This is a genomic window from Shivajiella indica (genome assembly GCF_042683085.1).
GTDB lineage: Bacteria > Bacteroidota > Bacteroidia > Cytophagales > Cyclobacteriaceae > Shivajiella > Shivajiella indica.
Map to the genome: position 1 here is coordinate 239,498 of NZ_JBHUIV010000034.1, position 23,225 is coordinate 262,722.

At 38.6% G+C, this 23,225-nt stretch carries 23 protein-coding genes and 1 pseudogene; 22 read left to right on the forward strand and 2 right to left on the reverse strand.

Annotated elements, in window-relative coordinates; genetic code table 11:
* The first annotated feature begins 212 nt into the window (after nt 1-212).
* From ACFSKV_RS19955 to ACFSKV_RS20005, 11 genes and pseudogenes are all read left to right on the forward strand, one after another.
* Nucleotides 213-2,012, forward strand: a complete 1,800-nt coding sequence (locus ACFSKV_RS19955; protein ID WP_380806926.1) for an acyl-CoA dehydrogenase family protein — start codon at nt 213-215, stop codon at nt 2,010-2,012.
* Between the two features lie 315 nt (nt 2,013-2,327).
* On the forward strand, nt 2,328-3,437 hold the full coding sequence (gene xerA / locus ACFSKV_RS19960) for a site-specific tyrosine recombinase/integron integrase (RefSeq protein WP_380806927.1): 1,110 nt from the start codon (nt 2,328-2,330) through the stop codon (nt 3,435-3,437).
* A gap of 186 nt (nt 3,438-3,623) precedes the next feature.
* Nucleotides 3,624-4,202, forward strand: a complete 579-nt coding sequence (locus tag ACFSKV_RS19965) for a hypothetical protein (protein ID WP_380806929.1) — start codon at nt 3,624-3,626, stop codon at nt 4,200-4,202.
* 216 nt (nt 4,203-4,418) lie between these two features.
* Nucleotides 4,419-4,787 carry a type II toxin-antitoxin system RelE/ParE family toxin gene (locus ACFSKV_RS19970; RefSeq protein WP_380806931.1) on the forward strand — a complete coding sequence of 123 codons (369 nt, stop codon included), beginning with the start codon at nt 4,419-4,421 and terminating at the stop codon, nt 4,785-4,787.
* Nucleotides 4,784-5,074, forward strand: coding sequence for a helix-turn-helix domain-containing protein (locus ACFSKV_RS19975; protein WP_380806933.1), 291 nt, complete (start codon nt 4,784-4,786; stop codon nt 5,072-5,074). Before ACFSKV_RS19970 ends, ACFSKV_RS19975 begins: the two co-directional genes overlap by 4 nt.
* Before the next feature lie 624 nt (nt 5,075-5,698).
* A pseudogene (locus tag ACFSKV_RS19980) lies at nt 5,699-5,920 on the forward strand (type II toxin-antitoxin system RelE/ParE family toxin); the annotation flags it as partial.
* Nucleotides 5,907-6,200 (forward strand): helix-turn-helix domain-containing protein, encoded by a 294-nt coding sequence (locus ACFSKV_RS19985; RefSeq protein WP_380806935.1) that lies wholly within the window; start codon nt 5,907-5,909, stop codon nt 6,198-6,200. The pseudogene ACFSKV_RS19980 and the gene ACFSKV_RS19985, both read left to right, overlap by 14 nt.
* 274 nt (nt 6,201-6,474) lie before the next feature.
* Entirely contained in the window at nt 6,475-6,684 is a 210-nt protein-coding gene (locus ACFSKV_RS19990) for a hypothetical protein (RefSeq protein WP_380806937.1), read from the forward strand.
* A 38-nt stretch (nt 6,685-6,722) separates the two neighbouring features.
* Nucleotides 6,723-7,733: a RhuM family protein gene (rhuM, locus tag ACFSKV_RS19995; protein WP_380806940.1), complete on the forward strand. Its 1,011-nt coding sequence runs from the start codon at nt 6,723-6,725 to the stop codon at nt 7,731-7,733.
* A gap of 672 nt (nt 7,734-8,405) precedes the next feature.
* Nucleotides 8,406-8,648 (forward strand): hypothetical protein, encoded by a 243-nt coding sequence (locus tag ACFSKV_RS20000; RefSeq protein ID WP_380806942.1) that lies wholly within the window; start codon nt 8,406-8,408, stop codon nt 8,646-8,648.
* A complete protein-coding gene (locus tag ACFSKV_RS20005) occupies nt 8,645-9,043 on the forward strand; it encodes a type II toxin-antitoxin system VapC family toxin (protein ID WP_380806944.1) in 399 nt (132 codons plus the stop codon). The genes ACFSKV_RS20000 and ACFSKV_RS20005 overlap by 4 nt, the downstream gene beginning before the upstream one ends.
* 224 nt (nt 9,044-9,267) lie before the next feature.
* On the opposite strand, the gene ACFSKV_RS20010 is transcribed toward ACFSKV_RS20005, so the two are convergent.
* Complete coding sequence (locus ACFSKV_RS20010; protein WP_380806946.1) at nt 9,268-10,047, reverse strand: phytanoyl-CoA dioxygenase family protein; 780 nt, start codon at nt 10,045-10,047, stop codon at nt 9,268-9,270.
* A 458-nt stretch (nt 10,048-10,505) separates the two neighbouring features.
* Here ACFSKV_RS20010 and ACFSKV_RS20015 point away from each other — a divergent pair, with 458 nt between their 5' ends.
* The 4 genes from ACFSKV_RS20015 to ACFSKV_RS20030 all read left to right on the forward strand — a co-directional run bounded on the left by ACFSKV_RS20015 (nt 10,506) and on the right by ACFSKV_RS20030 (nt 14,873).
* Nucleotides 10,506-11,744, forward strand: a complete 1,239-nt coding sequence (locus tag ACFSKV_RS20015) for a glycosyltransferase (RefSeq protein WP_380806978.1) — start codon at nt 10,506-10,508, stop codon at nt 11,742-11,744.
* Nucleotides 11,745-11,840: 96 nt separating this feature from the next.
* Nucleotides 11,841-12,725, forward strand: a complete 885-nt coding sequence (locus ACFSKV_RS20020; RefSeq protein WP_380806949.1) for a pirin family protein — start codon at nt 11,841-11,843, stop codon at nt 12,723-12,725.
* Nucleotides 12,726-12,799: 74 nt separating this feature from the next.
* A complete protein-coding gene (ygiD, locus tag ACFSKV_RS20025) occupies nt 12,800-13,624 on the forward strand; it encodes a 4,5-DOPA-extradiol-dioxygenase (protein WP_465270334.1) in 825 nt (274 codons plus the stop codon).
* Between the two features lie 130 nt (nt 13,625-13,754).
* Nucleotides 13,755-14,873: an MBL fold metallo-hydrolase gene (locus ACFSKV_RS20030; protein ID WP_380806955.1), complete on the forward strand. Its 1,119-nt coding sequence runs from the start codon at nt 13,755-13,757 to the stop codon at nt 14,871-14,873.
* Nucleotides 14,874-15,105: 232 nt separating this feature from the next.
* On the opposite strand, the gene ACFSKV_RS20035 is transcribed toward ACFSKV_RS20030, so the two are convergent.
* Nucleotides 15,106-16,011, reverse strand: coding sequence for a glycosyltransferase family 2 protein (locus ACFSKV_RS20035; protein ID WP_380806958.1), 906 nt, complete (start codon nt 16,009-16,011; stop codon nt 15,106-15,108).
* A gap of 351 nt (nt 16,012-16,362) precedes the next feature.
* Between ACFSKV_RS20035 and ACFSKV_RS20040 the strand changes: the two genes are divergently transcribed.
* The 7 genes from ACFSKV_RS20040 to ACFSKV_RS20070 all read left to right on the forward strand — a co-directional run bounded on the left by ACFSKV_RS20040 (nt 16,363) and on the right by ACFSKV_RS20070 (nt 22,947).
* The gene (locus ACFSKV_RS20040; protein ID WP_380806961.1) at nt 16,363-17,256 is read left to right on the forward strand and encodes an NAD-dependent epimerase/dehydratase family protein; all 894 of its coding nucleotides are present in this window, start codon (nt 16,363-16,365) and stop codon (nt 17,254-17,256) included.
* A 60-nt stretch (nt 17,257-17,316) separates the two neighbouring features.
* Entirely contained in the window at nt 17,317-18,384 is a 1,068-nt protein-coding gene (locus ACFSKV_RS20045; protein ID WP_380806963.1) for a serine hydrolase domain-containing protein, read from the forward strand.
* Nucleotides 18,385-18,398: 14 nt separating this feature from the next.
* The gene (locus ACFSKV_RS20050; protein ID WP_380806964.1) at nt 18,399-18,707 is read left to right on the forward strand and encodes a hypothetical protein; all 309 of its coding nucleotides are present in this window, start codon (nt 18,399-18,401) and stop codon (nt 18,705-18,707) included.
* Between the two features lie 42 nt (nt 18,708-18,749).
* Nucleotides 18,750-20,198, forward strand: a complete 1,449-nt coding sequence (locus ACFSKV_RS20055; RefSeq protein ID WP_380806966.1) for a pyridoxal phosphate-dependent decarboxylase family protein — start codon at nt 18,750-18,752, stop codon at nt 20,196-20,198.
* Nucleotides 20,199-20,397: 199 nt separating this feature from the next.
* Nucleotides 20,398-21,174, forward strand: coding sequence for a threonine/serine exporter family protein (locus tag ACFSKV_RS20060; RefSeq protein WP_380806968.1), 777 nt, complete (start codon nt 20,398-20,400; stop codon nt 21,172-21,174).
* Entirely contained in the window at nt 21,174-21,674 is a 501-nt protein-coding gene (locus tag ACFSKV_RS20065) for a threonine/serine exporter family protein (protein ID WP_380806970.1), read from the forward strand. The genes ACFSKV_RS20060 and ACFSKV_RS20065 overlap by 1 nt, the downstream gene beginning before the upstream one ends.
* Before the next feature lie 106 nt (nt 21,675-21,780).
* Nucleotides 21,781-22,947 carry a lycopene cyclase family protein gene (locus tag ACFSKV_RS20070; protein WP_380806973.1) on the forward strand — a complete coding sequence of 389 codons (1,167 nt, stop codon included), beginning with the start codon at nt 21,781-21,783 and terminating at the stop codon, nt 22,945-22,947.
* Nucleotides 22,948-23,225 lie beyond the last annotated feature (278 nt).

Below are 23,225 nucleotides of genomic sequence, written 5' to 3' on the forward strand. Positions count from 1 at the left end.
GAGATTAGATGCGAGAAACGAGACTTTAGAGCCAAGAATTAGGTATAGATTTAAGAGAAAAAGAAGGAGTCTGAAAAGAACCTTTGAGGTTTTTAAAACCTCGAAGGTTTAACCTTAGAGATAAAAGTTATTCTCTTAACCAGAATTGAATCTAATCTCTCGTCTCTCGCTTCTCGCATCTCAACAAACAAGAATCTTAAACATTACACGATATGTCAACTACAACCAAAAAAACAATCAATGGCGGAGAGTTCCTAATCAGGGAAACAGAAGCCCAGGATATCTTCATCTTTGAAGAATTCACTGAAGAGCAGAAAATGATGGCTCAGGCCTGTCAGGACTTTGTGGATACAGAGATCCATCCTAAAATCGAAGAAATTGACAGCATGAAGCATCCGGATTTGGTCCCTTCCATTTTCAAAAAAGCTGGGGAGCTGGGTTTATTGGGCATTTCGGTTCCGGAAGAATTTGGGGGAATGGGTATGAGTTTCAATACCTCTATGTTGATCGCAGATATTATTGGAGGTGCAGGATCATTTTCCACCACATATGGTGCCCATACAGGAATCGGAACCCTGCCGATTTTATACTATGGCGATGAGGAGCAAAAAGCAAAATACCTGCCTAAACTCGCTACCGGTGAATGGGCAGCCTGCTATTGTCTGACCGAGCCGGATGCAGGTTCCGATGCCAACAGTGGCAAAACCAAAGCGATGTTGTCTTCAGATGGCAAGCACTATATCATCAATGGCCAGAAAATGTGGATTTCCAATGCAGGTTTTGCGGATCTTTTCATTGTCTTTGCAAAAATTGACGATGATAAAAACCTTTCGGCTTTCATCGTGGAAAAAACCTTCGGGGGTATTACTATGAATGAAGAGGAGAAGAAGATGGGGATCAAAGGATCATCCACACGTCAGGTATTTTTCAATGACTGCAAAGTACCTGTGGAGAACCTGCTTTCAGAAAGACAAAATGGATTTAAGATTGCAGTGAATATTTTAAATATCGGAAGGATCAAACTAGGTGCAGGAGTTTTGGGAGGATGTAGAACCGTGGCTTCCTATGCCATCAAATATGCCGGAGAAAGAAAGCAGTTTGGTGTGGCCATCAATACCTTTGGGGCCATCAAGCAAAAATTGGCGGAAATGGCGGTCAGGACCTATGCCTGTGAAGCCCTGTGCTATAGGGCCGGTCAGGATATAGAGGATAGGATGGCAGCTTTGGCATCGGAAGGCATGCCAGATGCTGAAGCAAAACTGAAGGCATTGGAACAATTTGCCATTGAAGCGGCGATTGCCAAAGTGCACGGCTCTGAGGTTTTGGATTATGTAGTGGATCAGGGTGTGCAGGTATATGGAGGTATGGGTTATTCTGCGGATGCACCTATGGAGAGGGCTTACCGGGATGCCAGGATTTCTAGAATTTATGAAGGGACGAACGAGATCAACAGGATGTTGATGGTGGGTATGTTGCTGAAGCGGGCGATGAAAGGTGAAATCAATTTGTTTGAACCTGCCATGGCTGTGGCCAATGAACTGACTTCAGTACCCAGCTTTGAGACCATCGATACTTCCGAGTTGTTTGCTTCAGAGAAAGAGGTGATCAAGAAATTGAAGAAAGTTTTCTTGATGGTAGGTGGTAAAGCTGCTATGGCCTTAGCCGATAAGATCGAATCTGAGCAAGAGGTCATGATGAACCTGGCAGATGTGATGATTGAGATTTATGCAGCGGAGTCTGCCATACTGAGAACAGAAAAACTGGTCAGCATTAGAGGAGAAGAAGCCTGTAAGCAGCAGATTGCCATGTCGCAGGTGTACCTGTTTGAGGCAGTGGAAAAAATCCAAACCGCGGCTAAGGAAGCCATTGCTGCTTTTGCCAAGGGCGATGAGCAAAAGGTGATGTTGATGGGTCTGAAGCGCTTCACCAAAGCCGACCTGGTCAATACCAAAGAGCTTAGAAGACAGATTGCGGATTATATGATTGAGAAAGGGAAGTATCCGTTTTCCTGATAACTGAAAGTCAGATTTATGAACCATTGAGGAGTTAAGGCCTTAAGGGTTTCATTAAGTTGGATAATTTCACGTAACGGTCGCAACGGTATCGACGCCACGAGGAAGTCGGAAGGCGAAAGGAAGATTTCGGAATCAGAGGACATTGAAGATTCAAGGTAGTCATCTGAAACATTAATTTATTAGAAAAGCCCCTGAGGAATCGGGGGTTTTTCATTTTCGGCAGGAAAAATAATCGGATAAGTTTATTTAGCAGCTTTTAAGGTAGTCGGTCAAAGTTTAAATTTAAACTCATTTTTAGGATTCGATTTTTTTATGAAGAAGCTGGTTTTGAAAAATGACTGGATGGGAAAGAAACCTGTGATCAGTATTGAATTTCCCTATGATTTTCAATTGAAGGAAGTGGTTAAGCAATTTCCTGGATGTAATTGGGATACTAGGAAGAAAGTGTGGTGGGTAGCTTACACAGAAAATAAGCTTTCAGAAATGTTACAGTTTTTCAAGGGAAAGGTATGGTTGGATTACAGTGGCTTGAAGAGGGTAGAGATACCAACTATTTTTCCAGAGCTTCCGGATTTAGTGGATCCATTGGATGATGAAATCAGAAAGTTTGAGGATTGGATGCGAAATAAGCGCTATAGTGGAAGTACGGTTAAGACATACCGAGATGCTGTTTCTATATTTTTGAGATTTTTGGAAAACAAGTCGATCAGAGAGATTGAAAACCAAGATCTTGAAAGATTCAACAAGGAATATATTTTGGCCAGGGGTTATTCGGGTTCTTACCAAAACCAGGTGGTCAATGGCATTAAACTGTTTTTTCAGAATAGGAGGGGTATCAAGTTCAATCATGAAATTGTCTATAGGCCTAAAAAGGAAAAGGTTTTGCCAAATGTATTGAGTAAGGAAGAGGTTGCAAGGATTTTGGGATCACCAACCAATCTCAAGCATCGGCTTATGTTGATGTTTCTCTATGCTTGTGGTTTAAGAAGGGCGGAGTTGATTGGGTTGAAGTTTGAACACATACAAAGGGAAAGGGGTCTTTTGTTGGTCAAACAAGCGAAAGGCAAACAAGATCGGGTTGTTACTTTGCCTGAGTCTCTCTTGAAAGAGCTTGAAAAATATTACAAGTCCTACAAACCCAAAGAATACATTTTTGAAGGACAAAAAGGAGGGCCGTACAGTGAAAAGAGTTTGGCCGAGGTGTTTAAAAAAGCCGTTCAAAAAGCAGGAATTAATAAACCTGTAACGCCGCATTGGTTAAGACATTCGTATGCGACGCATTTATTGGAAAGGGGGACAGATTTAAGGTATATACAGGAGTTATTGGGTCATAAGAGTAGCAAGACTACAGAGATTTACACCCATGTAAGTCAAAAGTCTCTTCAGCAAGTCAAAAGTCCTTTAGAAGATTTGAATTTATAGGAAGGAAAAACCAGACTTATTCATTAAGTTAGGTAAATAATGTCTGGAAAAACCAGACAGATAAATAAGTTACAAGCAACTATAATGACACGACACAGCATAACAATAATATTGACCATTTTTACTTTGACGTTTACCTCTTGTGGACAGACCAAAGGACAGAATTGCAACTGTCCAAAGAATACTATGGCAGGGACAACAGAAGGCAGTAAACCAGACACGACTTTTCGCCTTTCCAACGGCAAGACAATTATTTTATGTGGTTATAAAAATCCAGAAAGTAAACCGACAACTTATTCTGAATTTATTCTTTCAGTTTGCGGACAAGACACAATCATTGACTTTTGGGGTGCGGTGCTGACTTGCCGACTAAGAGTTAATAAAGACACATTGCTAGTTGACCAACTTCAATACTTGCCGACAGGAACGAATTTTAAATTTCAAGAAACAGTTTGGACAACTGAAAAACTACATTTCAGCGGACAAAAAATCGTTAGAGAACTTGTTGTTAACAGACAAATCAGAAAATATAATCAAGACGAAATTCAATCAGTTTTAAAATCATACGAAACAGCAAAGCTAGGTCTTGACGACAGTAAAATGGAACTTGCAAATAAACTATTCATTGCGACAATTTCAGGCGACAAAAAGGCGAGACAATATTTCAAGGAATTTAAGAGCAAATTTGGAACACTTGACGGAGCATTTTCAGAAGAATACAGCGACTTGGTAGCAATGTTAGAACTATGGGACAGAAAAGAATAGCTGCTTGTAACACGGGTTTTGCGTCAGGCGGGGTGACGTGCAAACTTGGAGCTTTGTGCTTCAATTCAAGTTCAGTGCTGGTTGACAGTTTTGTGCTCCGAAAACCCGCCCGAACGCAAAGCCCGAAAACGTTATAGCGCATATTGCGAACGCCAACTGTTACACAAAGATTTTTTACATTTTTGAAAATTGTAACTTTTAAGTTACATTAGCGTTATGGATAAAATCAGGGAAGTCATAGCCTATCAAGACCACTTTGAGAACTTTCTGAAAAAGCAACCAATCAAAATTCAAAACAAGATTTATAAAGTCATTGAGGCTATTGAAACTTTTGAAAGAGTTCCGGAGACTTACCTGAAACCCATAAGAACAAAGAAAGGGCTATATGAAGCTAGGGTTCAGTTGGCAAGTAACATTTGGAGGGTGTTTTGTTTTTTCGATGAAGGAAAGCTTGTGATACTTCTCAATGGCTTTCAAAAGAAAACCCAAAAAACACCAACCAGGGAAATTGAAAAGGCTGCCAAACTGATGGATGAATATTATGCTGAAAAGGAAGTTCAAAAAGGAAAAAAGAAAAGGAAATGAATACTAAGAGCTGGAAAGAAATCAAAGATGATGTGTACGGAGTCAAAGGAACCGAACGCAGAGATAAATTGGAAAGGGATTTTGAGTCTTTCAAAATTGGTTTGCTACTAAAGAAGGCAAGAGAGGACAAGAATCTAACCCAGGAGCAATTAGCGGAATTAGTAGATAAAAAAAGAACTTATATTTCAAGAGTTGAAAACAATGGAAGTAATCTGACACTGAAAACACTTTATGAAATTGTTGAAAAAGGATTGGGAGGGAAGGTAAAAATCTCCATTGAACTCTGAAAAGGGAAATACGCGCTATAACATCACCTTGGATATAGCGGGCGGTTCAGAGTAAATTGAAAGTTTAGTATCTTTAAGAAGTTAGGAGTAGGCTGGAAGATAACGGCCCCGAATGCCCGCCGTCTCCAAGCTGAGGACCGTGTGTGACTTGAACCAGCCCCTAAGGGCTGAATGCTTTGAAATGGATGGAGGACTAATGGGTAACCAATAGGCAGGCCCTCCGATGGCGGTTTGCCGAAGCAGCCATCAAACTACCTTACGCTGCATATTTGGGAAACCAGTATGTGGTGAGCGGTAAGGAAAAACGGGGACTATTATCCCTGTAGGTGAGTATTGATGGAGCTGAATAGCCTGTCCCGAACTTGATTCGGGAAAAATGAACCAGTGATGAAGCCTCGATAAGGCAAATTACGATGCGAAAAATAGGTAGTTACGTTTGTACCTATGACAAAGTGTGGCGGACGATCGGATATGCTGGCCACATCGCATCCGGGGTTAAGCTGGCAGGAACGCAGTACAGGCCATTTCAAGGAACAAGTGAACTCTATATCGTTCTGTAAAATCGACAGAGGAAGCAGACTCTCAGGGAATGTGGGAGAGGTATAGGGGGCAGAGTTTTTCTCACACATGACTGCTTATGATGGACTCTATGAAATACGGATAGAGTATAGCAGCAATATCTATAGGATATTTTGCTGTTTTGATGAAGGTAGTTTGATAGTGCTATTTAATGGCTTCCAAAAGAAGTCTCAAAAGACCCCTCAAAAAGAAATTGAGAAAGCATTGAAAATCAAAGCCGAGTATTTTGAAGAAAAGAACAAACAAAAGAAAGATGGAAAAAAGTAGCTCAATTACAACATTTGAACAACACCTTGAAAAAAGGTATGGGCAAGTAGGCGAAGAAAAAAGAATGGCTTTTGAAGCGAAAGCCAAGGCTTTTGCTATTGGTGAACTTATCAAAGAAGAGCGAAGACTATCAAACATGACACAGGAACAACTTGCTACTAAAACAGGGACTAAAAAAAGCTTTATCTCCAGGATTGAGAATGGAAAAAGTGATATTCAACTTTCAACACTATATAGAATATTGGAATTAGGACTAGGTAAAAAATCTCATTCACGATAGAATAAAAGCGAAGCACAACATCACCTTGGATACAGCGAGCGGTTCCGAGAAAATTGAAAGTACACTATCTATAAGAAGTTAGGAGTAGATTGGAAGAGAGAGGCTTCGAATTCCCGCCGTCTCCAATCTGAATCCCGTTGGACTCAATTCTAAAATGGCAAAGTAAAATCCTTGGATAATCGGAATATTAGGTTTTGGAGTTTTTCTATACCTAGCATGGAATAATTTTCAAATACCATTTGCTCCATGGACAAAAACCGCAGAGGCAAAAGCATTGATTACAGAAAATGCACTTGGGTATGGTCCGAAGGGAATGGGATTTACCCAAATCATCACGATATCCTATCAGGTTGACGATTCAGTTTATGTTCAGAAGAAAAAACTTTCTCAGAGGATCGATAAAAAGGAAATTGGATCAAAGGTATTAATAGAATATGCTGTTAAAGATCCTGGCAATTTTGAAATCAAAGGTTTTTTGAAATAATGAACTAATATTTTTATCAAAAAACTTTATCTTCCAACATGGAATCAATTGACTTCATTTCTGAGATAGTGGTTTTCAAACCCTCCCAAGGTAGTAATGAATTTGAAATCATTTTGGATGGGGAGCACGATACGGTTTGGGTCACCGAACAGCAGCTTGTTGAGTTATTTGGTAAAGCTAGGAGGACGATTGGTGAGCACATCCGAAATATTTACAAAGAGGGGGAATTGGAAAAAGAGTCAACTTGGCGGAAATTCCGCCAAGTTCAAAAAGAAGGGGAAAGAGAAGTAAAAAGAGCGGTTTCAGCTTACAATTTGGATGTAGTGATCTCAGTTGGATACCGAGTAAAATCACCTGTTGGGATTGAATTCAGAAAATGGGCAACCCAAAGACTCAAAGATTACTTGGTTAAAGGTTATACCATCAACAGCGAATTACTGAGCAAGCAAGGTCAAAAAATCATACAATTAGAAAATCAGCTTGATATTTTAAGAGAAAGAACCTTCGAATCACAAAGAGTATTGACAGAAGGATTTTTGGATATTATTTCAAAGTATTCCAAATCTTTTGAATTACTCAATAGGTATGATTCAGAAGATCTTCGGCTCGATAACCTTTCCAAAGAAATCATTTATGTCATCAACTATGATGATGTCAAGAAAGCCATTCACCAATTAAAGAAGGAATTGGTTCAGAAAGGAGAAGCCGGAGAGCTCTTCGGAAACGAGAAAGATGATTCATTCCAGGGAATATTGGGAAGTATCTCCCAAACGGTGTTTGGAGAATTGGCATATCCAACCATTGAAGAGCAGGCAGCACAATTGTTATATTCTGTCATCAAGGGTCATGCCTTCAGCGATGGAAACAAGAGAATAGGTTCATTTCTATTTGTATGGTTCTTAGAGCAGAATAATTATCATTTGGATGAAAGAGGAATAAGAAAAATAAATGAAAATACTTTGGTAGCATTGGCATTGGCAGTAGCACAAAGTTCACCTGAGCAAAGGGATTTGATGATTAAACTGATAGTAAACCTAATAAAGAACTGAGTCCAACATCACCTTGGATACAGCGAGCGGTTCGGAGTAAAATGAAGGTTTAGTACATTTAAGAAGTTAGGAGTATGCTAGAAGGAAACTGTTTCAAATGCCCGCCGTCTCCAAGCTGAATCCCGTTAGCGAAAATTGAAAAAACCATGGAAAGCAATAATCTATATCACCACTTTCTGAAATATCTTTTTTTTGGCTTGGGAACATTATTGTTAATTACGTCCCTTCTTTCTTGGTTCTTTCCTGACTTATTCTGGGTAAATGGTGAGAAAATGGAACAAAACATCGTTGCCACGTTAGTTTTAGGAACGATAGGAATAGTTTGCTTCCTAATATTTATTGCTATTAAGGATAAATTTGTGATAGTAAAATTAGGAGGCCAAAGGTAACCATTAAAAATGGCGAGAACGAAAGAAAAATAAATTGGGTGGAGGTGGAATCCCTTTCTCTCATACAGTTTGTTTACCCTCCTTTGTATAAATTAAAAGTTAAAGGGGATGAAAAAGTCTATTGGTTTAATACGGAAAATGAATTTATAAAAGCATCTGGTTTTGTAAAAGATTTGAGTGACATGGGAAACTTGATTCAGAAAAAGAAAAGAGAGTTGGGTATTTAATTATCCAAATCTTTTGACCACCAAACCATTAATTTCGTAAATTGAAGAAAAAAATCATGGCAAACCTCACTTTAAACAACAAGACATTAGAAAAGTATTTTGGTCTATTGAAAGGTTTGGATAATCTTTCCAAGAAAAAACTAATCATTAAGTTGACCGAGTCTCTTGATATAAAAGAAGAGAAGGTAGAAATTAGGACGCTTTTTGGCGCATGGGAAGATGATAAAGATTCGGACGAAATCATTAAAGAAATTAGAGAATCCAGAATAGAAAAAACAGAAAATCCTCGTTTCGAATGAAGTACCTTTTAGATACTAATATTTGTATCCATTTTTTAAGAGGGAAATATGGATTGATAGAAAAGTTTGAACAGCTAGGTACTGAGAGTTTTGCTATTTCAGAAATTACTTTGGCAGAATTAGTTTTTGGAGCTGAAAACAGTAAAAACCCTAAAAAGAATCTTGATTTAATTGAAGTGTTTGCTAATCAAGTTGTTGTCCTTCCGATTTTTGGAGCTATTTACCTGTATGGAAAAGAGAAAGCCCGATTAAAATCTATAGGCTTGCAGATTAGTGATTTTGACCTGTTGATTGGTTGCACAGCAATAGAAAAAGACCTAATAATGGTGACAGAAAACTTGAAAGAGTTTCAAAGAATCTCTGGTATTAGGTTAGAAAACTGGGTTACCAGATAAGAAACAACTTTCGCTAACATCACCTTGGAAGACAGCGGGCGGTTTAGAGTAAATAGAAAGTTTGCTATCTTTAAGAAGTTAGGAGTAAGTTTGAAGAGTACGGCTTCGAATGCCTGTCTGTCCGCCAGGCAGGCCCGCCGGCTCTTAGCCTTGGCCGTTTGGCACAACCCCAAAAAAGAAAGAGGTTGTTATAAACAACCTCCTTCAATGTGACTTCATTATGGTTAATCTAATCCTAAACGAATGGCCATTTCAAGGGGAGAATGGCGGACACCAGAACCTGAAATAGACAATTCGCCCCTTAACAACAAAGTTGGTTGTGCCATAAATTTAGGCGTACTTCCCCTATGAGGTTGAGCTGAATGAACCAAGAGCGGATGACATAGGTAAACTGTACCTGCTTTACCAGTTGCAAACACTTCTTTTCTTTTTGGCAGCTCCTCTAACTTCCCTGCAAGTTCCATAAAAGAAAGCCCTAAATCTCCTTCTTTCGACAATAATCTTGCAACATCAATATGAGAACCCTCATAAATGACTGTTGGAGCATCATTTTCGCTGACATCAGAATATAAAATCAACATTAATAATGCTCGTCCTTTCGATTTGACATTGACACGCCATTCAAAATAATTGTTAGGATCATTTCCAGGAAAGCTTGCATCTACGTGTTTACCAGTGTCATTCGGTTGCTGATCGGATGGGAATCTGACAGGAAACGTTCCTACATTCCGACAAGGAATCCATTTGTATTTACCTATTAATTGATCAAAAGCGTTATGTAACTTTGGAGTGTTTACAGAATTAACGAAAGGTTCATTGGTGTACATTCCCAAACGAATTACAGGCTCTATCCAGGTTGAAGGATTTGACCTGTCACAAGGGAGGTGATTCCAAAGAATATCTAAAGCAGCGTCTGCTATTTCCTTGGAAAATGAATTATCAAGACGAACAAAACCCTTATGGATCAAATGCTCTATTTCCTTTTTACTTAGTATATCTGACATAATTTTTTTGTTTAAAACCAACCACATACAGTAACAAATCCTGTTGACAAGTGGACTTGGCTTTAAGATTATGGATGAAATGAATGAATAATAGAAAAGTACGCCTTGTATAAATAAAGCGCATTGTTTAAAGAACTAAGCTTGAAAGGAATATTATAGCATTACGGTCATTATCATAGGAACAAAATAAAAAAAAATCTCTATACGAACAAAACAAAAAAGGGTATGCACATTACATCACCTACCCAAAAGTGTCAGTAAAGTGTTTCATAGGACAGTATTTTGTATTTAACGACAGTTCCGATCAAAAAAGGGAAGCTTACAGGTTCTAGAAATATGTCGGAGGTCTGAAAGCAATTACATCTGAAATTACTATTTTTAGAGATGCTCCTGCCTTACGGGAGCCAGAGGCCATAGCCAATATTGAATAACTACATGAAAAAATGAAGATACTTTTAATGTCCATTGGAACACGTGGAGATATCGAACCTTTTTTGGCTATTGGGGAAATCCTTACCAAAAATGGACATAAAACTCTTTATGCTTTCCCAGAGCAATACTGCCATTTAATACCAGAAAATGAAAGTAAATATGCTTTTTCCTCCAGATTTCTCAACCTTATAGAGGGAGAAGATGGGAAGATTGTAATGGGTGGTTCTATGGGTCTAAATAAATTGAAGGCAATTGTAAGACTTTACAAAGAAGGGATGGCTGTCAATAAAATATTGGTAAAGGAACAATTCAATTTTGTGAAAAAGGAAGCGCCTGATTTCATTGTACATAATGGGAAATGTAACTATCCTTTGTTATGGCATTTATCAACAGGAAAAAAAATAGTTTTAATAAGTCCTATTCCTAACTTCATCCATTATGTAAAAGGTTTCGGACATACAGGGTTTAGTTTTTATTATGGTGAGTTCATCAATAAATTGACTTACAAATTTGCAAATTTTGGTCTTGTCAAAACCATTAATGATGCACAAAAAACACTGCCATCTTCCGAAAGAAAAGTGCCTAAAAAGATAATTAAAGAGAAGTTGTTTGCTCAAAAGCTGATTTACACTATATCACCTTCATTATTTACCAAACCTAAAAATTGGAATTCAAATGTTCAGGTTTTAGGATACCACGAGAGGGATAAACAATTGGCCTGGTATCCCGAGGAAAATTTAATCCAATTTATTGAAAAACATAAGAAAATTCTCTTTTTGACATTTGGTAGCATGATTAATTCAAATCCTGAAAAGACCACACAAATTATCTTAAATGTACTGAGCCAACTGAAAGTTCCAACTATCATTAATATTGCTGCGGGAGGTCTTGTTAAGCCAAAAAATCAAAGCGAAAACGATTTATTCTATTTCACAAATCAAATTCCGTACGATTGGTTATTAAAAAAGTGCTATGGAATAATCCATCACGGTGGTTCTGGAACAACTCACAGCAGTATAAAGCATGGTTGTGTTTCAATGATTTTACCACATATTTTTGACCAATTTGGTTGGAATAATTTAATTGTAAAAACAGGTTTAGGGCCAAAAGGAGTAGCAATCAATAAAATCACAGAACAAAACCTAAAACCTCTCATTATAGATTTAATTGAGAACATTACCTATAAATCAAAGGCAAAAGAAATTGCTGAAATGATGAGACGAGAAAATTTTGAAAAAGAGCTATATGAAGCAATAATCAATTAATGGCCCTATCTATAAAAGGTAAATTGGTAAAATTGAACACAAAAAATGGGGCTTTGAGGAAGCTCTAGAAGAAAAGCTAGGTAAATTTCAAGAGCCATGTCCAACATTAATTTAATCATAGAAGAAAGAGCAGCCGACATCGGTAAATTTCTGGTGGGAAGGCTGCTCCCCTTCCGGCAAAAGCGGATGGTAGGTCCCTTTATTTACATTGACCATATGGGTCCTGTCAAATTAAATGAGCGCTCTAATTTCGATATCCTGCCACATCCCCATATCGGACTGTCCACACTTACCTTCTTATTTGAAGGAAGCATCATGCACCGGGATACCCTTTGCAACGAAGTGGAAATAACACCTGGAGCAGTGAACTGGATGACTGCCGGAAAAGGCATCGTACATAGTGAAAGGACTCCTGAACACCTGAGGAATTCGGAAAAACTGATGCATGGCTTACAGATTTGGGTGGCACTGCCCAAGCACTTGGAGCAAATGGATCCCGAGTTTTTCCACATTACTGCTGAGGAAATACCAGCATGGGAACAGGATGGCATACAATTTAAACTGGTGGCAGGAGAAGCCTTCAACCGTAAATCTGCAGTACCTGTTTACAGTAAGCTGTATATGGTTGAAATCAAAAGTCAAACCCGACAGCATGTTGCTCTTGGTGAGCACCTTTATGGTGAATCGGGTTTATATATTTTGGAAGGCGGTGTGGAGAGTGATGGTAATGTCTATGGCCCAAAGCAGATGCTTGTGACCAAAGAAAGTCATCTCTGTGAGTTTACCCTTCAGGCCAATAGTACCATTTATATTTTTGGAGGGGAACCATTTCCGGAAGAAAGGTTTATTGACTGGAATTTCGTTGCATCGGACAAGGCATTGATTGCATCGGCAAAACAAAAATGGATAGACCAGAAATTTGAAAAGATAAAAGGTGAGGAAACTGAGTTTGTGCCTTATCCCACTTTTTCTAAACAATAGATTTTATGGCAAGAATAACATTTATCAAGACCTTGGTTCCTCTTGTAGCAGCGGGACCATTGACCCTAGCAGCCATGAAACTACAAGAATTGAATAAAATGACAGCACCTCTGGGCAGGATTAAAAAAATGCCTGTGCTGTTTTTGGGCCATGGCAGCCCCATGAATGCCATTGAGGAAAATGAATTTGTAACAGGATTCAGAAATGTGGCCAAGGATATACCCAAGCCCAATGCGATTCTTTGTGTTTCGGCACATTGGGAAACCAAAGGCACCTTTGTTACGGCCATGGAAAACCCCCCTACCATTCATGATTTTGGGGGATTTCCCAAGGAATTGTTTGCTGTTCAGTATCCCGCTCCCGGCAGTCCCGATCTGGCCAGGGAAACCAAATCTCTGATCACCAAAACAGAAGTAGGTCTGGATGACAAATGGGGACTGGACCATGGGGCCTGGTCTGTCATTAAGCATTTGTACCCCCAAGCGGATATTCCTGTGATTCAGATGAGCATCGATTACCGTCAGACTCCCCAGTTCCATTATGAATTGGCCAAGGAGATCAAGTCCCTACGCGAAAAAGGGGTTTTGGTAATAGGTAGCGGAAATATGGTACACAATCTCAGCATGGTGGAATGGAGGAGGTTGAATGAAAATTTCGGTTTTGACTGGGCTATGGAGGCCAATGAAAAAATGAAATCATACATTCTTAATGGGAATCACCAAGAGTTGGTTAATTTCCGGTCACAAGGAAAAGCCTTTGATTTGGCTATTCCTACTCCTGAACACTATTTGCCCTTGCTCTATTCCTTGGCTTTGAAGGAAGGCAGCGAGCAGGTCCAATTGTTCAATGATAAGCCGGTTGCAGGTTCTCTGACCATGACCTCAGTGAGAATCGGATAAGAAAAACTTTTCCATAAATTGTGTGAATGTCAAAAGCCTGACAACATTTTTCATTATTATTGAAAAAGGGGAATTGATAGATGAATGATTCAGAATCCGCGATTGCCCCAAGTACCAAAAAGTAATAGAAGTGAAAAAAATATTGAGAATTGCATTATGGACCTTGGCCATTTTTATGATGGCAGCAGGGAGTTTGGTATATTATATCCAAAAACAAATGGGGAGTCTGGATGCTTTGGAAGAGCGTAATTCAAGATTCGGGGGCTTGCCTTATTATGCTGAGGAGACAGATGAATTTATAAGTCCTGAGCCATTGCCCTATTTTCCAGAACAAACCACAGGGGGGAATCCAGGACCTATGCGGTTTTTTAAAACCTCACCTAATGCACCCGGTTTTCCACTGCCCAAGCAGCTGATTACTAAAAGCGATTTTTCGGAAACCCCTTCGGGTTTTGCGGTATGGTGGTTAGGCCATTCCTCCTTTATCCTTGAGCTTGACGGGAAACGTATCCTTTTCGATCCGGTTTTTGAAAATGGAGGACCCCTTCCCTTTATTTTGAGAAGGTTCGATGTGTCTCCAATCAAAAGAGAAGAACTGCCCGGGATTGATATAGTGATCATTACCCACGATCATTATGACCATCTGGAGGCGGCCACCATCAAATTTCTGGCATCTCAAAATATGGAATTTATTGTCCCATTGGGTGTTGGCGCCAGGTTGGAAGGCTGGGGTATTCAGAAAAGCAATATTACAGAGTTGGGATGGCATGATGCCAAGACTTTAGGTTCTTTGCAAATCACTGCTCTTCCGGGCATACACTACACAAGCAGAAGTTTTAATGATAGAAATAAAACCCTGTGGGCCTCTTTTGCCATTAAAGGAGCAGACAAAAACCTGTTTGTAAGTGGGGATACCGGTTACGGCGGGCATCTGAAAGATATTGGAGAAAAATATGGTCCTTTTGACCTGGCTTTAGTGGAAATTGATGGCTGGAATAAAGGTTGGCCTTTGACCCACCTTTTTCCTGATCAGGTCATTCAGCTATGTCAGGATATAGATGTCCAACTCCTGTTTCCCATACATTGGGCTGTCTTTGATTTGGCATTACACCCCTGGGACGAATCGATTAAAATGGTAGCTGATCTTGCAGTAGTAAATGACATCGAACTGGTGACGCCCATTATGGGCGAAAAAGTTATCCCAGGTCTGAGCCCCACCAATAATTGGTGGGAAAACCCAAATAAGTGACAGCTAATCTGCTACGATTTGCTGCCAATTTTTTAGGTCCGTTTTTATTTTTTCTTCAATCCATTTCCCCGTAATAGTCATTGGTAGGATAAATCGGCTTAACATTGAGAATAACCGGGGAGGTAGCAAACGGCCCTGATATATGATTCACCGGTAAATAATACTATTAAAAAATCAAAAAATTCTTGTGGTCACTTCCTGGAATGGGAAAGCATTTTCAGAAGAGAACCGACTAGAATCCCTTTTTCAGGTCTTTTCTGATGGCTTTAGCCTTTTTTAAGTCAGCGAAAAACCATTTCCTAATTTCCAGAAACAGGTTTTCATTTTTATTGCCTGAAGCTTTTTGAACTTTTCTCCAAGTATGCCTCAATTGATGGTAACCTATCATCCAGGCAATCGGTAAAGGCTTCCTGATATCCAATAATTGATGCAGCGGAAAAGTCCTCAGTTTGGTGAGAAAAAATTTGAATTTATCCCGTGTTTTGCGGTCATGAATCATCGCGGCCCTCACTTGAATCCCTATTTTATATCCAAAATATTGTGCCCGTGCAGCAAAGTTATTGTCTTCACCGTAATGGAAAAAAACCGGGTGAAACAAGCCTACCTTTTTAATCAGTTCAGAGCTAAGCATCCAGGCTGCTGCTCCTACAAACTTTACTTCAATCACATCTGCGATATATTTTTTTTGTAATGCCTTAAGTAGCTTGTCTGGATCAGGAGAATAATATTTTCCGATTTGATTGTTAAATACCTCATCCATACCTGTTCCTGTAGGATTTAATTGTATAGGGCTAATGATGCCATATTGCGGATATTTTAATGCTGTGGAAAGTAGTTTTGAGATACAATCCTTTTGGACATAAGCATCCTGGTTCAACAGAAAAATATGGGAATACCCTGTCTCTAATGCACGTTGAATACCAATGTTGTTGGCTCCTCCAAAACCTAAGTTTGAAGTTATTCTAATCAGTTCTATTTTTTCGTTAAATGACTCAATGATTTCAATGGTATTGTCAATGGAATTGTTATCCACGATCATGATGTCTGAAATTTCAGCACTTTGTATCAAATGCTCCAGGCACTTTTTTATCCAGGGGGAACCGTTATAAGTTACAATTATGGTAACTACTCTTATCATGGTATTATAGCTTAGTTTTTAATATTACTTTTTACAACGGGTTCCTTTTCTGCAAAGTGTTTTTTTAGATCACCTGGGGGACCATACAAAGGTCTAAATCGATCTTGTAAATAGAAAAATTAATGGAGAAAAGTATCTGGAACTGGATTAAATGGGGTAAAATAGTTTACAAAAAACCGAACATTCCGAAAATGAGTAGATGAATCCACTATTGCATTTTTTAAAGTTCTTCAAAAGAATAGCTTTGTACAAAGAAGGGAAAAAGATACTTTGTTATATTAGAGATTAGAAATGTAGGGAATTAGAATTGTAATAAATAAAAAACTAGAAATTACGTTAAACAAGACCAAAATGCGGATTCTCTTTACTGGGGGCTCAGGAAAAGCCGGAAAGCATGTCATCCCCTATTTAATGGATCAGGGACACCGGGTGATGAATGTAGATTTGAAACCATTGGATGTTCCTGGCGTGGATAACTTGATTGCAGATATTACAGATTCGGGACAGATGTTCAATGCAATGAGTTCTTATGCAGGGTTTGATGAAATGGAACCGGGTACCGGAGTACCAAAGTTTGATGCGGTGGTTCATTTTGCGGCAGTACCTAGGATTCTGATCAATCCCGATAATGAAACCTTCCGGGTCAATACTATAGGGACTTACAATGTAATTGAAGCAGCTGTCAAGTTAGGAATTAAAAAAATCATCATTGCTTCTTCGGAGACCACTTATGGTATCTGTTTTTCAGATGGCAAAACCGATCCGAAATCTTTGCCCTTGGAGGAGGATTATGATGTAGATCCTATGGACAGTTACGGCTTATCCAAAGTAATAAATGAAAAAACGGCCCGTAGTTTCCAACGCCGCTCAGGTTTTGATATCTATGCCCTTCGAATTGGAAACGTCATTGAACCACATGAATACGAACTACTTTTTCCCCATTATTTCAAACATCCCGAAGTACGTCGCAGGAATGCCTTCTGCTATATAGATGCCCGGGATTTAGGACAGATTGTGGATTTATGCCTGAAAAAAGATGGCTTGGGTTATCAGGTGTTCAATGCCGGAAATGATCACAATGGGGCAATTATTCCCAGTAATGAATTGGTGGACAGGTTTTTCCCTGGAGTACCACTTTCCCGGGAGCTAGAAGAACATGAGGCGTTATTTTCCAACCGAAAAATCAGAGAGGTCCTTGGATTCAAAGAACAGCACAACTGGAGGAAGTATGTGTTAGGCTACTAATGGTTATTATTTTAAGCTATCAATTTGTGATTCCATTTTCCAAGTTTACTAAAATAGGAAATGAAAAAAATAATGTGCTTTCTTATTTCTCTAATTTATTGCTCAATTATTGGATTTGCCCAGGATGAGGAATTCACTGGATATGCCACAGCTCTTATCAAAAGTAATCTGATTGAATACAAAACTTATGGTTTCAGAGATAAAGATACTAGATATGATAGCCTGACGGTTCAACCGATAGGCTCGGTTAGCAAGGTCATAATTGGATTGGCATTGATGAAAGCCGAAGAGCTTGGCTTTGTCAAACTTAGCACTGACATAAATGATTATTTAGACTTTAAAATATACAACCCTAATGTAAAAAATAATCCACCGATTACATTAAGGCATTTGGCAACCCATACTTCGGGGATCAAAGACAATGATAAATTTTATGTTCAATCTTACTCTAAAGGTTTGAAGTCACCCTATAGTTTAGAGGAGTTTCTTAAATCTTACCTCACAAAAGAAGGGAGTAGATATTCTAATAAAAATTTTGGTAAGTACCAAGTTGGGGAAGCGTATAATTATTCAAATATTGGAGCGGCACTGGCCGCACTGATAATTGAAAAGGCCTCAAAGATACCTTTTGATCAATTCACTGAAAAATATCTGTTTCAACCGCTTGGGATGGAATATACCCATTGGCATTATAAGGAACTTCAGATGGATATCTATTCCCAGCTTTATGATGAAAAAGACAGGCTTTTGGATTTTTATTCTCTTGCAACCTATCCTGAAGGTAGTTTAAAATCAAACATCGTTGATTTAACCAAGTTGCTGAAGGCACTTATGGAAGGTTATCAAGGCAAATGTGATATTCTAAGTGAAAATTCCTGGAAGATATTCTTTGCTAAAAATTATTCAGATGGTCTTCAGGTCAAAGGAATAAATCCTCAGGAACCGAATAGCGGAATTTTTATAGTTTATACAAAAAGCGGGGCAATAGGCCATACAGGCTCTGATCCGGGGGTTTCTGCATTTTTGTTTTTTAATCCAGAAACGATGTTGGGAAAGATATTTTTGGCAAATGAAGATTTAACACCGCAAAATTTAGATTCCTTTAAGAAGGTTTGGGAAAACATTTGAAAGACCTGAGAACAATGACAGAACTTGAAAAATACCACATGACTTACTTCAATGTTGATAAAGACGTTTTGAATAAAATAAGTTTGTATTTTAAGCCTATTCAAATCAATAAAGGGATTGTTTTTCATAAAAGAGGCAGGGATTCTGATCGGCTTGGTTTTGTTCCATCAGGTAAATTAAGTAGTTTTTATTTGATCAAGAAAAAGAAGTTTCCAAGTGGAATTTGGCCCAAGTGTATTTTACAGTGGACTTGGAAAGTTTCATTTTATTCAGCCTGCCTCTTGGAATATACAAGCCTTGAACAGTCACTCCAAAAAATGTGAGGTGACAGAAATTTCGTATAGAGTGGTCAAAGTAGAAAAATAATGGATTCCTTGATCAATAAAATCAAAAAGCAGGAAGAAATTTCCAATCATTTGGAAATCAACCAAAAACAAAGGAAGCAGTTGTGGGAGCAAGTAAATGCATTTGTCGATCAATACCTGGAAGAGCTTCCAGATGCCAAGGCTTTCAATTCCAAGCAACTGAAAAGTAATGCCTTCCAGATCACCGGGCAACCTAAAACAATAAATGCCATTCTGGAGATTTTCAGAGAAGAGGTTTCAGAAACAGGGATTCGGGCTTCATCAGGTAAGCATTTGGGATATATTCCGGGTGGAGGCATATATACAGCATCTTTGGGAGATTATCTGGCAGCTATTACCAATGAATATGCAGGGATAGGTTATGCTTCTCCCGGGGCTGTGGCCATGGAAAATGAAGTTCTTCAATGGCTCAAAAAACTGTTTTCCTTTCCGGAAACAGCGGTAGGAAATTTAGCTTCCGGTGGATCGATCTCCAATCTGATTGCTTTGACTGCTGCAAGGGACAAATTTGGGATCAAGAATGAAAAAATACGGAATAGTGTTATATACCTGAGCCCTCATACCCACCATTGCATCCAAAAATCCCTTAAGATTATTGGTTTGGAAGACGTCATTATGCGATATGTCAAATTGGATGATCATTTTAAAATGGATACCGAAGATCTGGAAAGGCAAATTCAATCTGATCAATCAGAGGGACTATTTCCTTTTTTAGTGATTGGTTCAGCGGGTACTACCGATGTAGGGGCAGTAGATCCATTGGATGAAATTGCAGCAATCACTCAAAAGAATGGACTTTGGTTTCATATAGATGGGGCTTATGGAGGTTTCTTTATTTTGACTTCCAAAAAGGAGCTATTTAGAGGAATTGAAAAGGCTGACTCACTGGTCATCGATCCCCATAAAAGCCTTTTTATTCCCTATGGTTTAGGTGCTGTTTTGGTCAAAGATGCCAATGCTGTTCTACAATCAAATCTATATTTGGCAAACTATATGCAGGATGCTTTTACTGAAGATTTAATAAAAGACCCTGCCAATGTATCTCCGGAACTTACCAAACATTTCCGTGCGCTACGGATCTGGTTACCTTTGCAGTTACACGGGATAGCCCCATTTATTGCTAACTTGGAAGAGAAATTATTGTTGACAGACTATTTTAGAGAATTACTTAAGGCATCTGGATTTCAGGTCGGGCCAGAACCTGACTTATCCGTCAGTTATTTTTGGTATCCTTTTCCGGGAGATCAGAATGCGTTCAACCGCCGTTTACTAAACTACATTCATGAGGATGGAACAGCTTTCCTAAGTTCAACCTTGTTGAATGATAAGTTTGTGATCCGTATAGTTATATTATCTTTTAGGACCAAAAAAGAAAGCATTGACAAGGCGATGGAAATGATTGAATCCTGTTTGAGAAAAACGAAAATAGAATTCGGGGTAATTTTTTAAAATTCCAAGCAGTTAGAAATTACATATCTTGAAATTTTTAATAAATAGGATCTGTATTCTTTAAGCTCTGAATAATTTTATGATTGAATTTCACAGTCTGATTTCCTGGCTTTTTAAATTCCAACTGAATCAATGGCTGTGGGCAAATAAAATGTCAAACATATCCTGTATTTTTGATCGTTGAATTCAAGGGAAAAGCATGGGTATAAATCTTTTTGGAGAATCTTCCCAATTGGGGAATTTATTGCTGCTGCTAGGAGTGGCGTTGATAAAATCAGGAGCAGGTTGTGCCCGAATCATTTCAAATATTTCAAGGATTGCCAATGCCTATGGATACGAAGCGAATGTGGATTTGGGTACCCGTCACATCTCGATTTCCCTTCATATGGAAGGAAAGGAAAATATTTTTTCAGGTTCCAAAAGTATTGCCACTTTGCCAGGGGCAAATTTCAAAGTAATTACAGCTATCAGTAAACTGAGTTGGGATGTTGCAGATTCAAAAATCAATTTAGATGAATTGGACACGCTGACCCGAAATGCTATAGATTTCCCACATTACAAAAGATCTTTGATTTTGCTTTTGACAGGAATTGCAGGGTCTGCATTCTGCTATATCTTTGGTGGTAACTCGATTGAAATGGGGATAACATTTTTAGCTACTCTATTTGGTTTATGGATTAAGCAGGAAATGGTAAAAAAGAGTTTTAATCCCTTTCTTGTGACTTATGTAAGTGCTATTTCTGCTGCATTGGTCATCGGAATGTTTTGGAAAATTGGGGTTGGTACGACTTTGGAACATGCCTTTGCGACTTGCATTCTTTTTCTTATTCCAGGAGTTTTGTTAATCAATTCCTTTCTAGATCTTTTGGATGGCTATATCATCAATGGGATTGATAGAGGTTTTAATGCACTCATGCATGCATTTTCTATTGCTGCAGGATTGGCTACTGTAATCTATTTTTTTAAAGTGGTATAATGTTGGATTGGTTGGAAATATTATTCAAAGCGTTTTGGTGCGGAATAGCAGCCTCTGGATTTGCTGTCCTATTCAATGCCCCAAAAAGGTCCTTTATTGCTATTTTTCTTTGTGGGGTTTTAGCTGGTTTAACAAAATTCATCATCTTATTCCCGGCTATGGGAGGAGGTATTATTTTGGCATCGGCTGCTGGGGCCACAGCAACAGGTTTTGTGAGCATCCCTGTTTCCCACTGGAGACATGTACCTCCTGTTGTCATTAGCATTCCTGCGGTTATTCCTCTCATTCCCGGCTCTTATGCTTATCGTTCCATGTTGGGAATAATCAATTTTATCAACAATACTGAAATTGACGTACTGACAAGAACCATACATAATGGGCTGATGACATTATTTATAATTCTGGTCCTTTCATTGGGTGTCACGCTTCCCATGCTATTATTTAGGATAGATAGTGTGAAGAAGTTTAGGTTTATGCAGATTTTTGATAAAGATGAATAAGGAAGGATGAAATTAATTAGGCTTTATTTTTGAAAAGGAAAACAGTATACCATTTTTATGGTATTATTAATTGTCTGTCTGGCAATTCCTGACAGGAAAATACGCAATGGCATTAAATTACGACTATATCATCGCAGGTTCTGGTTTATCAGGATTGAGTTTATTATACCGCTTACTGAAGCTTGAATCTTTAAGTAAGAAAAATATACTTGTCATAGACAGTATGAAAAAATCCAAGAATGACAGGACATGGTGTTATTGGGAAAAGGAGCCGGGACCTTTTGAATCTATAGTCTGCCATCAATGGAATGCCCTGCAGTTTTTTTCCCCACAGGTAGCAAAGGAATTTGAGATGAAAGATTATCGTTACAAAATGATCCAATCGGGAGATTTTTATGATCATGTGCTGGATTTTGTAAAGGGGTTTCCAAATGTCAAATTTGTCCAAGAAAAAATTATTGAAATTTTGGAAGAGGGGGAAGAAGCTAAGGTAAAAACAGATAAGGGAAGCTATTTAGCGGATTTTATATTCAACTCAACTTCCCTTTTTTTCCCAAAAATGGGTGAAGAAAATACCTTATTGCAGCATTTTTTAGGTTGGTATATCCGTACAGAGCAACCCATTTTTAATCCAAAAGTAGGCACCTTGATGGACTTTACTTTAGCCCAGACCCATGGGACCACCTTTATGTATGTTTTGCCGACCTCCGAAAATGTGGCCTTGGTGGAATATACCTTATTTACTGAGAGGGTATTGAAAGAAGAGGAATATAAGGAAGCTCTTAAGAGTTACATCAAGGACAAATTGGGTATTTCAAACTATGAAATTATCCATTCAGAGTTTGGAGTGATTCCCATGTCATTGGCGAAATTCCCTTCGCACCTTGGAAAAGATAAACGAATCATCAACATAGGAACAGCAGGAGGCTATACTAAACCCAGCACCGGTTACACTTTCCAGTTTGTACAGAAGCATGTTGGGAAGATTGTTGATCAACTCATCCGCAATGAACCCCCAATAGTGGTACCTTCATTTCGTGAACGAATGTTTGAATGGTATGATAGGACTTTATTGGATGTATTATTAACAAAGTCCATGACTGGGGAGGAAATTTTCTCCAGTCTTTTCAAAAGGGTAGATCCTGAGAGGATTTTGGCTTTTCTTGCCAATGAAAGTGGTTTTTGGGAAGAATTTAAAATCAGGAACAGTGTTCCCCTTTTCCCTTTTATGTATTCTGGCATCAAGCAGTTGATGGGTTTGGGCAAGAAGTGATTCTACGAAATGAATTGAGGGTACTTTTTCCCCGAAGAATTATTTTGTTCATTGGTCCACGAATTACACAGATTTCCACTAAGTGCCCCAACTTTAGCAATAGGTGGACTGGAAAATGGAGAAGTTTTAATTTAGGCAAATTAAGGCTGTCGCCTATTGATTCCTTCAAGAATGGATTTTAAGACGAAGTCTTTCATAGGTTATAATCTCTATCAATTACGATAGATTTAATATAAAGCATATATAATCGGACTGCTCTTATAATTCGTGTGATTGGT

Excerpts from the sequence above, each read along its gene's own strand:
- ACFSKV_RS20005 (WP_380806944.1), top strand. The coding sequence starts at position 8,645 with ATGAAGTACCTTTTAGATACTAATATTTGTATCCATTTTTTAAGAGGG.
- ACFSKV_RS20060 (WP_380806968.1), top strand. The coding sequence starts at position 20,398 with ATGGGTATAAATCTTTTTGGAGAATCTTCCCAATTGGGGAATTTATTG.
- ACFSKV_RS20015 (WP_380806978.1), top strand. The coding sequence starts at position 10,506 with ATGTCCATTGGAACACGTGGAGATATCGAACCTTTTTTGGCTATTGGG.
- ACFSKV_RS19975 (WP_380806933.1), top strand. The coding sequence starts at position 4,784 with ATGAATACTAAGAGCTGGAAAGAAATCAAAGATGATGTGTACGGAGTC.
- ACFSKV_RS20050 (WP_380806964.1), top strand. The coding sequence starts at position 18,399 with ATGACAGAACTTGAAAAATACCACATGACTTACTTCAATGTTGATAAA.
- ACFSKV_RS20055 (WP_380806966.1), top strand. The coding sequence starts at position 18,750 with ATGGATTCCTTGATCAATAAAATCAAAAAGCAGGAAGAAATTTCCAAT.
- xerA (WP_380806927.1), top strand. The coding sequence starts at position 2,328 with ATGAAGAAGCTGGTTTTGAAAAATGACTGGATGGGAAAGAAACCTGTG.
- ACFSKV_RS19965 (WP_380806929.1), top strand. The coding sequence starts at position 3,624 with ATGGCAGGGACAACAGAAGGCAGTAAACCAGACACGACTTTTCGCCTT.
- ACFSKV_RS20020 (WP_380806949.1), top strand. The coding sequence starts at position 11,841 with ATGTCCAACATTAATTTAATCATAGAAGAAAGAGCAGCCGACATCGGT.
- ACFSKV_RS20035 (WP_380806958.1), bottom strand. The coding sequence starts at position 16,011 with ATGATAAGAGTAGTTACCATAATTGTAACTTATAACGGTTCCCCCTGG.
- rhuM (WP_380806940.1), top strand. The coding sequence starts at position 6,723 with ATGGAATCAATTGACTTCATTTCTGAGATAGTGGTTTTCAAACCCTCC.
- ygiD (WP_465270334.1), top strand. The coding sequence starts at position 12,800 with ATGAAACTACAAGAATTGAATAAAATGACAGCACCTCTGGGCAGGATT.
- ACFSKV_RS20000 (WP_380806942.1), top strand. The coding sequence starts at position 8,406 with ATGGCAAACCTCACTTTAAACAACAAGACATTAGAAAAGTATTTTGGT.
- ACFSKV_RS20070 (WP_380806973.1), top strand. The coding sequence starts at position 21,781 with ATGGCATTAAATTACGACTATATCATCGCAGGTTCTGGTTTATCAGGA.
- ACFSKV_RS19970 (WP_380806931.1), top strand. The coding sequence starts at position 4,419 with ATGGATAAAATCAGGGAAGTCATAGCCTATCAAGACCACTTTGAGAAC.
- ACFSKV_RS19985 (WP_380806935.1), top strand. The coding sequence starts at position 5,907 with ATGGAAAAAAGTAGCTCAATTACAACATTTGAACAACACCTTGAAAAA.
- ACFSKV_RS20040 (WP_380806961.1), top strand. The coding sequence starts at position 16,363 with ATGCGGATTCTCTTTACTGGGGGCTCAGGAAAAGCCGGAAAGCATGTC.
- ACFSKV_RS20045 (WP_380806963.1), top strand. The coding sequence starts at position 17,317 with ATGAAAAAAATAATGTGCTTTCTTATTTCTCTAATTTATTGCTCAATT.
- ACFSKV_RS19955 (WP_380806926.1), top strand. The coding sequence starts at position 213 with ATGTCAACTACAACCAAAAAAACAATCAATGGCGGAGAGTTCCTAATC.
- ACFSKV_RS20065 (WP_380806970.1), top strand. The coding sequence starts at position 21,174 with ATGTTGGATTGGTTGGAAATATTATTCAAAGCGTTTTGGTGCGGAATA.
- ACFSKV_RS20010 (WP_380806946.1), bottom strand. The coding sequence starts at position 10,047 with ATGTCAGATATACTAAGTAAAAAGGAAATAGAGCATTTGATCCATAAG.